This is a genomic window from Streptomyces sp. GESEQ-4 (assembly GCF_017948455.1).
In the GTDB taxonomy this organism is placed as follows: domain Bacteria; phylum Actinomycetota; class Actinomycetes; order Streptomycetales; family Streptomycetaceae; genus Streptomyces.
In genome coordinates this window covers 1-13,706 of record NZ_JAFFSU010000044.1, presented here as the reverse complement: position 1 = coordinate 13,706, position 13,706 = coordinate 1, and the positions used below count along the sequence as shown (strand labels likewise).

12 protein-coding genes and 1 pseudogene are annotated in these 13,706 nt (G+C 71.0%); 7 read left to right on the top strand and 6 right to left on the bottom strand.

Annotated elements, in window-relative coordinates; translation table 11 throughout:
- Nucleotides 1-15: 15 nt before the first annotated feature.
- Nucleotides 16-2,097 (bottom strand): MDR family MFS transporter, encoded by a 2,082-nt coding sequence (locus tag KCH48_RS40515; protein WP_210582643.1) that lies wholly within the window; start codon nt 2,095-2,097, stop codon nt 16-18.
- A gap of 159 nt (nt 2,098-2,256) precedes the next feature.
- Between KCH48_RS40515 and KCH48_RS40510 the strand changes: the two genes are divergently transcribed.
- Nucleotides 2,257-3,276, top strand: coding sequence for a peptidoglycan-binding protein (locus KCH48_RS40510; protein WP_210582642.1), 1,020 nt, complete (start codon nt 2,257-2,259; stop codon nt 3,274-3,276).
- A 259-nt stretch (nt 3,277-3,535) separates the two neighbouring features.
- Here the strand turns inward: KCH48_RS40510 and KCH48_RS40505 are convergent, their stop codons facing one another.
- Both KCH48_RS40505 and KCH48_RS40500 read right to left on the bottom strand, forming a co-directional pair.
- The gene (locus tag KCH48_RS40505) at nt 3,536-4,195 is read right to left on the bottom strand and encodes an HAD family hydrolase (RefSeq protein WP_210582641.1); all 660 of its coding nucleotides are present in this window, start codon (nt 4,193-4,195) and stop codon (nt 3,536-3,538) included.
- 213 nt (nt 4,196-4,408) lie between these two features.
- Nucleotides 4,409-4,990 (bottom strand): TMEM165/GDT1 family protein, encoded by a 582-nt coding sequence (locus KCH48_RS40500; RefSeq protein ID WP_210582640.1) that lies wholly within the window; start codon nt 4,988-4,990, stop codon nt 4,409-4,411.
- 367 nt (nt 4,991-5,357) lie between these two features.
- On the opposite strand from KCH48_RS40500, the gene KCH48_RS40495 reads away from it, so the two are divergent.
- The 4 genes from KCH48_RS40495 to KCH48_RS40480 all read left to right on the top strand — a co-directional run bounded on the left by KCH48_RS40495 (nt 5,358) and on the right by KCH48_RS40480 (nt 10,483).
- Entirely contained in the window at nt 5,358-6,002 is a 645-nt protein-coding gene (locus KCH48_RS40495; RefSeq protein ID WP_210582639.1) for an HNH endonuclease family protein, read from the top strand.
- A 98-nt stretch (nt 6,003-6,100) separates the two neighbouring features.
- Complete coding sequence (locus tag KCH48_RS40490) at nt 6,101-7,738, top strand: alkaline phosphatase D family protein (RefSeq protein WP_210582638.1); 1,638 nt, start codon at nt 6,101-6,103, stop codon at nt 7,736-7,738.
- 285 nt (nt 7,739-8,023) lie between these two features.
- Complete coding sequence (locus tag KCH48_RS40485; protein WP_210582637.1) at nt 8,024-9,937, top strand: FAD/NAD(P)-binding domain-containing protein; 1,914 nt, start codon at nt 8,024-8,026, stop codon at nt 9,935-9,937.
- A 96-nt stretch (nt 9,938-10,033) separates the two neighbouring features.
- Entirely contained in the window at nt 10,034-10,483 is a 450-nt protein-coding gene (locus KCH48_RS40480) for a DoxX family protein (protein WP_210582668.1), read from the top strand.
- 117 nt (nt 10,484-10,600) lie between these two features.
- Here KCH48_RS40480 and KCH48_RS40475 read toward each other — a convergent pair whose 3' ends face one another.
- The gene (locus KCH48_RS40475; RefSeq protein ID WP_210582636.1) at nt 10,601-11,125 is read right to left on the bottom strand and encodes a superoxide dismutase family protein; all 525 of its coding nucleotides are present in this window, start codon (nt 11,123-11,125) and stop codon (nt 10,601-10,603) included.
- 307 nt (nt 11,126-11,432) lie between these two features.
- Between KCH48_RS40475 and KCH48_RS40470 the strand changes: the two genes are divergently transcribed.
- The gene (locus tag KCH48_RS40470) at nt 11,433-12,038 is read left to right on the top strand and encodes a DedA family protein (protein WP_210582667.1); all 606 of its coding nucleotides are present in this window, start codon (nt 11,433-11,435) and stop codon (nt 12,036-12,038) included.
- A gap of 126 nt (nt 12,039-12,164) precedes the next feature.
- Here the strand turns inward: KCH48_RS40470 and KCH48_RS40465 are convergent, their stop codons facing one another.
- Nucleotides 12,165-12,395 (bottom strand): DUF2277 domain-containing protein, encoded by a 231-nt coding sequence (locus KCH48_RS40465; RefSeq protein WP_210582635.1) that lies wholly within the window; start codon nt 12,393-12,395, stop codon nt 12,165-12,167.
- 134 nt (nt 12,396-12,529) lie between these two features.
- Between KCH48_RS40465 and KCH48_RS40460 the strand changes: the two genes are divergently transcribed.
- Nucleotides 12,530-13,432, top strand: a complete 903-nt coding sequence (locus KCH48_RS40460; RefSeq protein ID WP_210582634.1) for a ketopantoate reductase family protein — start codon at nt 12,530-12,532, stop codon at nt 13,430-13,432.
- A gap of 12 nt (nt 13,433-13,444) precedes the next feature.
- Here KCH48_RS40460 and KCH48_RS42730 read toward each other — a convergent pair.
- Nucleotides 13,445-13,706: pseudogene (locus KCH48_RS42730) on the bottom strand (GNAT family N-acetyltransferase); the annotation flags it as partial.

Genomic DNA, 13,706 nt, shown 5'->3' with positions numbered 1-13,706 from the left:
AACCGCCGCCGGCGATCAACTCACCCGCCCCGCCGCCCCGTTACGCGGCCGCTCCCGTTCCGACCCGCACAGCTCCTCGTTCAGTTCCTTGACCAGCTGGGTGAGATCGGTGGGCCGGTCGGAGGTCCACCAGTTGCCGAGGAGGTCCGCGAGGGAGTCCTCGCGGGCCTGGGCTAGGCGTTCGGCGATCGCGCGGCCCCGGTCGGTCAGCACGAGGTCCATCCCCTCACGGACGGCCAGCCTCCGCTCCTCGACCTGCCGCGCGGCCTCAAGGATGACGGTGAGCGGCACGGAGCTGCGCTCGGCGAGAACACCGGGTTCCGCCCACCCGTACTTCTTCATCCGCAGCAACAGCCAACTCGCCGCCGGCAGCAGGTCGTACCCCGCCCGTTCGGTGATCGTGCGATAGATCTCGCGCCGCCCCTCCCGCGTACCGAGCACCGACAGCGCCCGACACACCTCGTCGTGCGACGACCGCTCGACCGGATTGCTGGCGAGCGTCTCCGTGAGGTCGGGCGCCGTCACCGACCCCCGCAGCCGGTCCTCCTTGAGGAACCAGGCCAGCACGAAGCCGAGGAGGGCGACGGGAGCGGCGTACAGGAAGACGTCGGTGATGGAGGACGCGTACGCGCCGAGCGCCGACGGCCCCAGCGCCGCGGGCAGTTCGGCGATACCGCGCGGGTCGGCCTCCAGCGCGTCCACCGAGATGCCGGGCGGGAGCTGGGCGCCCCGGAACGCGTCCGTGAGCTTCTCGCCGAGTCGTCCCGCGAAGATCGTGCCGAAGATCGCCACGCCGAACGACGCCCCGATCGACCGGAAGAAGGTCGCCCCGGACGTGGCGACGCCCAGATCCTCGTACGACACCGCGTTCTGCACGATCAGCACCAGCACCTGCATGACCAGGCCGAGACCGAGACCGAAGACGAAGAAGAACGTGCTCATCTCGGCCGTGGAGCTGTGCTCGTCGAGCTGGTGGAGGAGGAGCAGACCCAGCGCCGTGATGCCGGTGCCCGCGACGGGGAACACCTTCCAGCGGCCGGTGCGGCTGACGATCTGCCCGGACCCGGTCGAGGCCAGCAGCATGCCGAGCACCATCGGCAGCATGTGCACGCCGGACATGGTCGGGCTGACGCCCTGGACGACCTGGAGGAACGTCGGCAGATACGTCATCGCGCCGAACATCGCGAAGCCGACGATGAAGCTGATGACGGCGGAGAGGGTGAAGGTGCGGATCCGGAAGAGCTTCAGCGGGAGGACCGGTTCCGCCGCCCTCCGCTCCACGGCCACGAACGCCACCGCGAGGACGACCCCGAGCACCGCGAGACCCACGATCTGCGGCGAACCCCAACTCCACGTCGTACCGCCGAGGGAGGCCACCAGCACCAGGCACGTCGCGACCGACGCGATCAGGAACGTGCCGAGGTAGTCGATGACGTGCTTGGCCGCCCGGTGCGGGATGTGCAGGGCCCCCGCGATGACGGCGAGCGCGACGACGCCGACCGGCAGATTGACGTAGAACACCCAACGCCAGCTCAGATGCTCGGTGAACAGCCCGCCCAGCAGCGGCCCGAGCACACTCGTCGCGCCGAACACCGCGCCGAACAGCCCTTGATAGCGCCCGCGTTCACGCGGCGGCACGAGGTCGCCCACGATCGCCATCGACAGCACCATCAACCCGCCGCCACCGACGCCCTGTAGCGCCCGGAACGCGATCAGTCCGAACATACTTTGCGCCATTCCGCACAACGCCGATCCGATCAGAAAGATCACGATCGCGATCTGGAACAGCCGCTTCCGTCCGTACTGGTCACCGAGCTTGCCCCACAGCGGAGTCGCCGCCGTCGACGCCAGCAAGTACGCGGTGACCACCCACGACAGGTGATCCAGGCCGCCGAGGTCACTGACGATGGTGGGCAGCGCGGTCGACACGATGGTCTGGTCGAGGGCCGCGAGCAGCATCCCGAGGAGCAGGGCGCCGATCGGGACGAGGACGTTAACGGAGACTTTCTCCCGGGCGGCGACCCCCTTCTTGGGGGCCCGCTCCGGGGGCTGCCCACCCTCCACGTTCCCCGTCCTACCGTGCGTGTCCCCGGCCATGAAGACCTCCCGCGGCTCTCGTTACTCCTCCATCCTGGCCGGTGTGACCGGTTATGGCCTGTTCAATCCAGGTGGAATGAGTTATTCCGGGGCGTGTGTGGGACGTGTGGAGGAAGGGTCTGCATAATCGCTTGAGTTCGCAAGGGGAGGAACGAAAGCGTGGCAGAGTCAAAGGGTCACCAATGCCCGGAATGCGGGGCGCCCAGGGGACCCGACAACACCCCGTCCTGCGCCTGCACCGAGCGCGCGGCCGAGGCGCTGCGCGATGTGCGTACGGCGGAGGCGGCAGCGGCGGAGGACTTCGATCCGCTGCGCATCCGGCCGTACGTCGAACTGGAGGGCGCGGCGGAGGTCCCACCCGGAGCCGCGGACCCGCACGTCACGATGCCGTTGCCGGCCGTCCCGCCGACTCCACCGGCACCGGCACCGGCCCCGGCTGCCACCGAGCCCAGTGACGCCGACCTGAGCCTGTTCACGGGCGGGCCGGGCGCCTTCGACGGAACCCCGGGCGCTCTGGACGCCCTGGACGCCCTGGACGCCCTGGACGCCCTGGACGCCCTGGACGAGGAACAGCCCCGCCGCCCCCGCCGCACCCTCATGTTCGGCGTCGCGGGCGTCCTCGTCACCGTCGTCACCGCGGCGGGCCTGGCGAGCGGCGTCTTCTCGTACGACACCCCCAGCCGGGACCAGGCCGCACCCGAGGAGGTCCGGGCGAGCGTGCCGGACACGACACCCACGTCCGAGTCACCGTCCGCGAGCACGACATCCGCAACCCCGACGTCCGCGGCACCGTCCCCCACCCCCACGGGAAACGGCTCCCCCTCACCGACCCCGACCCGCCCGAACACCCCCGCACCGGCCCCGACCGGCGCCCCCGACCCGACGGCCACCACCGCCCCGACAGCCACCCCGACCAACTCCGCCGGCGCCCCGGAAAACGGCCGCGAAGCCGAGCCCCCCGTCCTCAGCCGCGGCGACGAGGGCCCAGAGGTCCTCGAACTCGAACTACGCCTGACCGAGGCCGACGTCTACACGAGGGAACCCAAGGGCACCTACAACGAGGGCGTCGAGGACGCGGTCCGCCAGTACCAACTGTGGCGAGGCATCGTGCCGAAGGACTACGGCGTCTACGACCTCGAGACACGGCAACGCCTGGAGTCGGAGACACAGGAGCCGTAACTCGCAGACCGACTCAGCCCAGCCCGCGGGCATGCGTGCCGCACAGCCCGCAGGCAGCCGTCCCGCTTAGCTGCGGGCAGTCGTGCCGCAAGGGGCGGCGCCCACCCACCAAGCGCGGGCAGCCGTCCTCCCGCCAAGCTGCGGGCATGCGTGCCGCCTGGGGCGGCACGGGTGGGCGCAGGCGGCACCCCGTCAGCGCCGGGCCGCGCGACCCACCCCCGCCCAGCCCCCACCCCGCGCACCTCACGGCACCGACGCCCTACCCGACGTACACCCGAAGCGTCCCGTCCCCCACGCCCTCCACACGCACCTGCGTAAGGTCCCGCACCACCACATCCGGCCCATGGACCCCGGCCCGCGCCCCGACCCCCACAACCCGCATCCCCGCAGCACGCCCCGCCTGAATACCCGCCCCCGAGTCCTCGAAGACAATGCAGTCGGCCGGGGCAACACCCAGCTCCGCCGCACCCTTCAGGAAGCCCTCAGGATCGGGCTTACTCGCGCCGACAGACTCAGCAGTGACACGCACATCGGGCAGAGCAAGCCCCGCCGCAGCCATCCGAGCCGTGGACAGAGCAACGTCCGCAGAGGTGACAAGCGCATGCGGCAACCCACCCAGCGAGGCCAGAAACTCGTACGCGCCCGGAATCGCGACGACACCGTCCACATCGGCCGTCTCCTCCGCGAGCATCCGCGCATTGTCCGCATGGTTACGCTCCACCGCCCGCCCCGGCAACAGCAACGCCATCGTGGCGTGCCCCTGCCGCCCGTGCGCGACCTTCATGACCTCGTCCCCATCGAGCCCGTTCCGCTCGGCCCAGCGCCGCCAGATCCGCTCGACGACGGCGTCCGAGTTGACGAGGGTGCCGTCCATGTCGAGCAGCAGGGCACGGGCGGTGAGCACGGTCGTGGCCGTCATCGGCAACTCCAAGGCGCGGAAGAGAAGGAAGAGCAGAAGGAGAAGGAGAAGGAGGAGGAGGAGAAAGGGAAGGCTGACCCCGAGGAACGACAAGAACAAAGCGGGCCCGCCCGCCGGTCAGGGAAAACGGGCGGAGCCACTTTGTTTCTCCACGGTACAAAACCAGACCCGTTCCCGCCACCACCTTCGAGAAGGGTTCACCCACCGTTCAGCTCACCCGGCCACCGCTTCCCACAGACTCCACACCCCGAGCCCCAGCATCAACAGCGCCGCGATCTTGGTGATCAGCGCCAGCGGAACCCGCTTCATCAGCGCCTTTCCACCGACGATGCCCAGCCCCGCGACCGCCCACAGCGCGAGCACCGCACCGAGCCCGACGGAGAGCGGGTCGTCGTACCGGGCGGCGAGATTCGCCGTCATGATCTGCGTCAGATCACCGAACTCGGCGACCAGGATGAGCATGAACCCGGCCCCGGACACCTTCCAGAAGGTCTGGTTCTCCGGCTTGCGGACCTCCGCCTCGTCCTCGTCCTTCTTCATCAGCAGCACGGCCGCCCCGCCGAGGAAGAGCACGCCGGTCAGGGCGTGCAGGATCTGCTGCGGCAGCAGCGTCAGCACACTGCCCGCCGCGACGGCGAGCGCGACATGCAGCGCGAACGCGGCGGCGACGCCGGCGAAGACGTACGAGGCGCGATAGCGGGTGCCGAGGACGAGCCCGGCGAGTGCGGTCTTGTCCGGCAGTTCGGCGAGGAAGACGACGCCGAACACGACGGCCGTCACGGTCAAGCTGATCAAGGTTCCTCAATCGGTCGGGGCTGCCCCACCGAGAGTGCTGCACATCCTGCGAAGACACCCCGGCACGGCAGCGCACGGTCGGTGCACTGCTGCCGAAGGTCTCGCTGGCCGGCCTCACACATGAGGCCCGCCTCCGGGCGCCGGCTCAGACGAGCTGAGCAGTATGTCGACGGTCCGGCGAAGAGCTACTCCCCTTCTGCGCCATTCATCGTACGGGACGGCGGACGGACCAGAAAGTTCCGCTCTCAACCTTGATGTGTCATGCGCACGTCACTAGCTTCTTACCGAACGAACACCCGAACGCAACACGGCGTCGCGAGCATGTCCTCGCTCGCGCTCAACACCCCCACGACCCAAGGGAGTTCGCATGCCGAAGTTCTACGCGCGTCGACACCTCAGCATACTCGCGGCTTTCACCGGACTCATAGCCTCGGTCGGGCTTTTCAACGGCCCGACCGCCTCCGCCGCCCTCCCCACCCCCGTCAGCGGCGCCACCGCGCGTAGCTACCTCGCCCAGCTCACCGTCGCCACCGAGGACCGCACCGGGTACAACCGTGATCTGTTCCCCCACTGGATCACCCAGTCCGGCGCCTGCAACACCCGCGAGGTCGTCCTGAAGCGCGACGGCACGAACGTCGTCCAGGACTCCTCCTGCGCCGCCACCAGCGGCCGCTGGGCCTCCCCCTACGACGGCGCCACCTGGACCGCCGCCTCCGACGTCGACATCGACCACCTCGTTCCGCTGGCCGAGGCCTGGGACTCCGGCGCCGACAGCTGGACCACCTCCCGCCGCCAGTCCTTCGCCAACGACCTGACCCGCCCGCAGCTGATCGCGGTCACGGACAACGTCAACCAGTCCAAGGGCGACCAGGACCCGGCCACCTGGATGCCGTCGGTCTCCTCGTACCGCTGCACCTACGTCCGCGCCTGGGTCCAGGTGAAGTACTACTACGGCCTCTCGGTCGACTCCGCCGAGAAGAGCGCGCTGACGAACTACCTGTCCGGCTGCTGACGGACGTACCGACGGAGTTCGGCAAACCGTGATCTGCGGAACCTCCCCGCTGACCTCCGTCGTTCCGTACCGTACGGGGCGACGGAGGAGGGCATGAGGTGGCAGAACTGCGCCTGGGACCACTGCTGAGATACGCCGACGGCTCGTCCGCGACCATCTGGGTCGAGGCGGGCCGTCCGTGTACCGCCGAGGTGCGCTGCGCCGACGGCACGCGCGGCGAGTCCCCCACCTTCCAGATCGCGGGGCATCACTACGCGCTCATCGAGGTGAACGGCCTCACTCCGGGCACATCGCAGTCGTACGAGGTGTTCCTCGACGGCGCGCGCGTGTGGCCGCTGCCCGAGTCCCGTTTCCCGCCCTCCCTGATCCGCACACCGGCCGAGGACGACGCCGTCCGGGTCGCGTTCGGCTCCTGCCGCTGGGCCGCGCCGCCCGCCGACGAGGACGATCCTGTCGGCCCCGACGCCCTGGACACGCTGGCCGCGCGGATGGCGGCCGACCCGGACGGCGAACGGCCCGACGTGCTGCTGCTGTTGGGCGACCAGGTCTACGCCGACGAGGTCTCCAAGGCCACCCGCCGCTGGCTCGCCGCCCGCCGCGATCTGCGCGAACCGCCCGGCAGCGAGGTCGCGGACTACGAGGAGTACACGCGCCTCTATTACGAGTCGTGGCTCGACCCCGAGGTGCGGTGGCTGCTGTCCACCGTGCCCAGCTGCATGATCTTCGACGATCACGACGTCATCGACGACTGGAACACCTCCGCCGCCTGGCTCGCCGACATCCGGGCCACCCCGTGGTGGCGCGAGCGGCTGCTGAGCGGCCTGATGTCGTACTGGGTCCACCAGCACATCGGCAACCTCTCCCCCGCCGAGCTGGCCGACGACCCGCTGTACACGGCCGTACGCGACACACCCGACGGTACGGACGCGCTGCGCGCCTTCGCCGCCAAGTCCGACGCCGACCCGACCACCGTCCGCTGGAGCTACCGGCGCGACTTCGGCCGCGTACGGCTGCTGATGGTGGACACCCGCGCGGCCCGCGTCCTGGAGGAGGGGAGCCGCGCGATGCTCGACCCGGGTGAGGAGCGGTGGCTGCGCGAACAGGCGCTGGAGGAGCCGGGTTCGTACGACCACCTCCTCATCGGCACGTCCCTGCCCTGGCTGCTGCCGCACCTGGTGCACGACGCCGAGGGGTGGAACGCGGCACTGTGCCGGGGCGAGAAGGGCGCGCGCTGGGCGAGGTTCGGGGAGAAGATGCGCCGGGCGGCGGACCTGGAGCACTGGGCGGCGTTTCCGGCGTCCTTCAACGCGCTGACGGAGCTGATCGCGGAGGCCGGTTCGGGGGACGGTGCGCCGGCGACGGTGTGCGTGCTGTCGGGGGACGTCCATCACGCGTACGTCGCCGAACCGACGTGGTCCGCCGGCGGTCCCGACGCCCGTGTGCTCCAGCTGACCTGCTCCCCCGTCCACAACGCCATCCCCAGCGCCATCCGCGTCGGCTTCCGCTTCGGCTGGTCCGCCACCGCCCGCGTCCTCGGCCGCCGGTTCGCCGGACACGGCAAGGTGCCCCGACCGCCGATCGACTGGCGGCGCACCGGCGGACCCTGGTTCGGCAACCAACTCATGACCCTGACACTGCGCGGACGCTCGGCACGGCTGCGGCTCGATCAGGCCCGGGCGGAGAAGGCGGGCGGGGCGCGGCTGAAGACGGTGGAGGAATCACAGCTGACGCGGTGAAGGGGCCGGTTCGCGCGGGATGCGGTGCAGTGCCCGTGATGCGGCGCCGCGCGATGACCATGGGCCGCCGATGCCGTGGTCCCCATGATGCCCGCGATGCTGCGGATGCCCTTGATCCCCGCGATGCCTCTTATCTGCCTGATGCCCGTGATGCACGTGAGGCGTCCCACACTCCGTGACCCCGAGGCTCGGATCTTCCCTCTCCCGACGGCATGATGAGGCGGACCGTCCGCTTCCCCCGGGCGGTTTGCCGTAACGCGCCCCACACGCCCGGGAGACACCGTTTTGTCTGCACCGCCCGCGGAATCCGCAGCGCACGCCGAGTCCGACGAAGTCCGGGTCGCCCTCGTCGGCGCGGGGCCGCGCGGCACCAGCGTCCTGGAACGCCTCTGCGCCTCCGCGCCGGAACTCCTCCCACCCGGCACCCGGCTGAGGGTCCATGTGATCGACCCGGCGCCGCCCGGCCCCGGCCGCGTCTGGCGCTCCGCGCAGTCCGCGCAGTTGCTGATGAACACGGTGGCCAGTCAGGTGACGCTGTTCACCGACGACAGCGTGGACTGCTCGGGGCCGGTCCGCCCCGGCCCCAGCCTGCACGAGTGGGCCGACGGCGACCTGGGCCCCGACGAGTACCCGACCCGCGCGCACTACGGCCGCTATCTGGAGTGGGTGTTCGCGAAGGTCGTCCGCGAGGCACCGCGTGCGGTACGCGTCGAGACCCACGCGGCACGGGCCGTACGCCTCGACGACGCCCCCGACGGCCGCCAGACCCTCACCCTCGACGACGGCCGCACCCTCGCCGGCCTGTCCGCCGTCGTCCTCGCCCAGGGCCATCTGCCGACGGTCGCGGACTTGGCCCAGCGACGGCACGCGGCATACGCCGAGACACACGGCCTGGGCCACATACCCCCCGCCAACCCGGCCGACGTCGATCTCTCCGCCATCTCCCCCGGCGAACCTGTGCTGTTGCGCGGCCTGGGCCTCAACTTCTTCGACCACGTCGCCCTGTTGACCACCGGCCGCGACGGCCGCTTCCTCCGCACGGCCACCGGCACCCTGCGCTACGTCCCCTCCGGCAACGAGCCCCGCCTCTACGCCGGTTCACGCCGCGGCATCCCCTACCAGGCCCGCGGCGACAACGCCAAGGGCCCCTACGGCCGCCACCTCCCCCTCGTCCTCACCGACGAGACCATAGCCCGCTTCCGCAAACGCGCCGACTCCGGCGAGGCACCGGACTTCCTGACGGAGATATGGCCACTGGTGGCGAAGGAGGTGGAGACGGTCTATTACGAGGCACTGCTGGGGGTGCAGGAGGATTTCCGGGACCGTTTCCTCGCCGTCCCTCACCGCAGCCCCCAAGAAGCCGCCGTACTGGACGAGTTCGGGGTGGCGGAAGCCGACCGTTGGTCCTGGGACCGTATGTCCCGCCCGTACGCGGGTCGGGACTTCGGCGATCCCGGCGCCTGGCGGGCGTGGCTGCTGGCGTATCTGCGGGAGGACGCCGCTCAGGCCGCGCTCGGCAATGTCGCCGGTCCGCTGAAGGCCGCGCTCGACGTGCTGCGGGATCTGCGCAACGAGCTGCGGCAGATCGTCGACCACGGCGGACTCGCGGGCGCGTCCCGCCGGGATCATCTGGACCGCTGGTACACGCCGCTCAACGCGTTCCTGTCCATCGGCCCGCCCCGGCGCCGGATCGAGGAACTGGCGGCCCTGGTGGAGGCGGGCGTGGTGGAGGTGCTCGGGCCGCGGCTGGAGGTGCGGGAGGGTGAGGGGGCATGGCTCGCGCGCTCCCCCGACGTCGCGGGGTCCGCCGTACACGTGACGACCCTCATAGAGGCGCGGCTTCCGGAACCCGATCTGCGGCGCACGGCCGACGACCTCCTGGCCCGGCTGCTGAAGACGGGACAGTGCCGGCCGCACATCGTCGACGGTTACGAAACGGGCGGGCTGGATGTGACCGCGCGGCCGTACCGTCTGATCGACCGTCAGGGGCGGGCCCACGCAAAGCGGTTCGCCTTCGGGGTGCCGACCGAGGGCGTGCACTGGGTGACGGCGGCGGGCGCCAGACCAGGTGTGGATTCGGTCACGCTTTCGGACGCCGACGCGGTGGCGAGAGCGGTTCTACGTGCGGCTGCGGCCGAATCGGAGCGTCAAGCGGAATACACGCCATGGCCGAATGTTGAACTTGCAAGCATCGATTAGGCACACCTAGCCTGGGTCACTCGCTCGGTTCTGTCCCCCAGGCCGGTCCACCCCATGGACCGACCCGACCGAAGGAGTACCCCCCACATGTCCGGACTGACCGCACGTCTCAACGGCGCTCAGCCCTACGCCCTCGGCCTGTTCCGCATCGTCATCGGCCTGCTCTTCTTCTGCCACGGCGCCTCCAAGCTCTTCGGAGTCCTGGGCGGGGCCGACGGCCAGGGCGGGACGCTGTCCGCGGGCACCTGGCCCGGCTGGTACGCCGCCGTCATCGAGGTCGTCTGCGGCGGCCTCGTCCTGCTCGGCCTGGGCACACGCGCCGCCGCGTTCCTCGCCTCGGGCGCGATGGCGTACGCGTACTTCAAGGTCCACCAGCCGGAGGCCCTGTGGCCGATGGAGAACAGCGGCGAGGGCGCGGCGATGTACTGCTGGTCCTTCCTGCTGCTGGTCTTCACCGGTTCCGGCGCGCTCAGCCTGGACCAGCTGCTCGCCAAGCGCTCGAAGAGCGAGCAGCCGACCTCGCACCAGTCGCCGGTGGCCGTCTGACCGGCACCGGTTTCCTGTTTCCGTAGCGGCACTGCGGCGCCTCTCCCGCGTGTGCGGGAGGGGCGCCGCCTCGTCTTCAGGCTGTACGGCGGTTCCGGCGCCTGTACGACCTGCGCCCTACACGAAGGGAACCGTGAAGCAGGCCACCCGGCCCCCGCTCGGGCCGGGCACGTCATGGATCACCACGGAGGACGCCTCACCCTCCCGGAAACCCCAGTCGTGGTGGGCGCTCGCCCGGCCGCTGCCGTTCCGGCCCGCGGTGAAGTCCAGCCAGACCTCGTTCTCGGCGTTGACGTCCGCGGGGTCGGTGGACACCTTGTTCTGGTAGTGCCCGCCCGCGGCGGCGGGGTCGGCGGCACATGGCTTCTGATGCACATGGACGCCGTACGCGTGCCCGGGCTTCATGCCCTTCACCCACAGCCGTACGGTCGTCCTGCCGGTCTTCTCCTCGGTCAGCTGACGGACCTCGATCCACGCCCCGGCCGGGACCAATCCCGTGTCGTATGTGACGGCGTCCGTCGCCACATGGGCCGAGGGCGGCACGAAGCGCCCGTCCTTCTGCACCGAGCAGTACTCGGCGGCACCGCTGCCGGCCGCGAGCACGGCCGCGGCGACGGCGCCCGCGCATATACCTGCCACCATGATGTGTACCGTTCCTCACGTTCAGGAGTGATGTGTCGCCCCTTGTCCGTGCTACGGGACACCGGCCGACGCCGCCCCCGGGGCGCGGCAGCCGGGTGAACATGCCGTACGTGAACGCGCCGTGCGTGAACGTGCCGAGCGTGAACGTGCCGAGCGTGAACATGCCGTGCGGGACCCACGCGCCCCCCGTGAATCCGCTGTCACACCCCCGGCGTACGCTGTATGGCTGTTATGGGCCGCCCCTGCCGCTCCCCGCGACGTCGCGGCGCGATCGGGCGGTTCTACGGGGGAGTCACGGGGAGTAATGGTGTTCGAGAGTGTGGGGTCGCTGACGGCCAGCCCATGGATTTATGCCGTGGTGGCCCTGTCCATCCTCCTGGACGTCTTCGTCCCGGTTCTGCCGAGCGGGGTCCTGGTCATCACGGCGGCGACAGCGGCAGCGGCGGGTTCGGCGACGGGCGGGGTACCGCAGCAGGTCCCCGACATCCTGGTCCTGACGCTGTGCGCCACGACGGCTTCCGTGCTGGGCGATCTGGTCGCCTACCGCCTCGCCTGGGCGGGCGGCCCCCGCCTGGACCGCGCGATCGCCCGCTCCCGGCGCCTGAGCACCGCGCAGGAACGTCTCGGCGCGGCCCTCGCCCGGGGCGGCGGAGCGCTGGTCGTCCTGGCCCGGTTCGCCCCCGCCGGCCGCTCGGTCGTCTCCTTCTCCGCGGGCGCGGCGCGCCGTCGCGCCCGCGACTTTCTCCCCTGGTCCGCGCTGGCCGGCCTCTCCTGGGCCACCTACAGCGTGGCCCTCGGTTACGCCGGCGCGCACTGGCTGGGGGCGACGTGGGTGGCTACGGCTGTGTCGGTGGGGGCGCTGTTCGGGGCGGGGGCGGGGGCGGGGTATCTCATGCGGCGGCGACCTGCGTAGGCCGTAGGGCGCCTAAGAACTCGGGTGGCTCGCGTTGTCGTGCGAGTGCTCGTGCGCTGTGGCTGGTCGCGCCCACGCGGCGGAGCCGCATATCGACACAGCCCCGCGCCCCTTTGGGGCGCGCTGCTACCCCGCCCGTCTAGCCGTCGCCCCTCGGATCTCCAAGCCGTCCAGCAACTCGGCCGTTGCCTCTGTGATCGCGTCCACGGCTCGGTCGAACACCTCCTGGTTGTGCGCGGCCGGGGCCCGGAAGCCGGACACCTTCCGCACGTACTGCAGGGCAGCGGCCCGGATCTCTTCCTCGGTCGCTTCCTCGGCCAACACCGGCGGACGAAGCGTCTTGATACTGCGGCACATGACTCCAGTCTCACCCTCCGCAAGGCGACCGGCAGAGATTTCCGCCGAGAAACCTGGGCCGGTGCGCACGCGGCCTGGGATGATCACTCGGAGGCGGCCACCGCTCCGGGGCCGACCGACGAATGGGGACACACATGGCGAACGACGAACTCACCGTGGCCGTACTCGGCCCCGGTGGCATCGGCGGACTGCTCGCCGGCCTCCTTTCCCGTGCCGGGCATCGCGTGATCTGCCTGGCCGGAGAGGACACCGCCAAGACACTCAGCACGGCCGGAATCCAGGTCAGCAGCGGGCTGTTCGGTGACTTCACGGCCCGCGTCGAGGCCGGCACCGAGCTGCGCGAACCGGTCGATGCCTGCCTGATCGCCGTCAAGCACACGGCACTTGACGCGGCCCTGGACCGCGTCCCGCCCACCGCGCTCGGCGACGCCCTCCTCGTACCGTTCCTCAACGGCGTCGACCACCCCGCGGCCCTGCGCGCCCGCTACCGCCCCGACCGGGTCGCCCCCGCCGTCATCCGCGCGGAGTCGACGCGCGTCGCGGCGGGGCGGATCGAGCACAGCAGCCCCTTCGCCGAGATCGACCTGACGGGCACGGACGTACCCCCGGACCGCCTCGACACCCTCGCCGCCGCTCTCACCGCCGCGGGCCCGACCACGCGCGTCCTGCCCGACGAGACGGCGGCCCTCTGGGCGAAGATGTCCTTCCTGGCGCCCTTCGCCCTGCTGACCACCCGCTACGGCCTCCCGCTCGGCGACGTACGCATCCGCCACCGCGAGGAGTTGACCGCCCTGGTGGAGGAGACGGCCGCCGTCAGCCGTGCCTGCGGCGGCCCCGGTGACCCCGCCCAGTCACTCGCCCGCTACGACTCCTTCCCGCCGCACATCAAGTCGTCGATGCAGCGCGACGCTGAGGCCGGCCGGCCGCTGGAACTCGACGCGATCGGCGGGGCGTTGCTGCGCGCGGCCGAGCGGCACGGGGTGTCGGTGCCGGTGGCGGCAAGGGTGGTACGGGAGTTGAGGGACACCGGTCACTGACAGGACAGGTGTCTAAGGCGCCTCCCCGAGATCCACCCGCCAGTCGTTGGACGTGATCCAGTGCCCCTTCGGGTACTCGAACCGTGACTGCCCCATGAGCGTGAACCCGGCTCTTCGGCAGACGGCGTTCGACGCGGGGTGGTCCGCGCTCGGAAAGGCGTGCAGATACCGGTCCCGGCCGGCCGCCCGCGCCGTCTCGACGAGGGCGGGGGCGGCCGCCGCCGCAAGCCCCCCCCCCTGGAACTCGGGCAGCCCCCCCCCCCCCCCCCCCCCC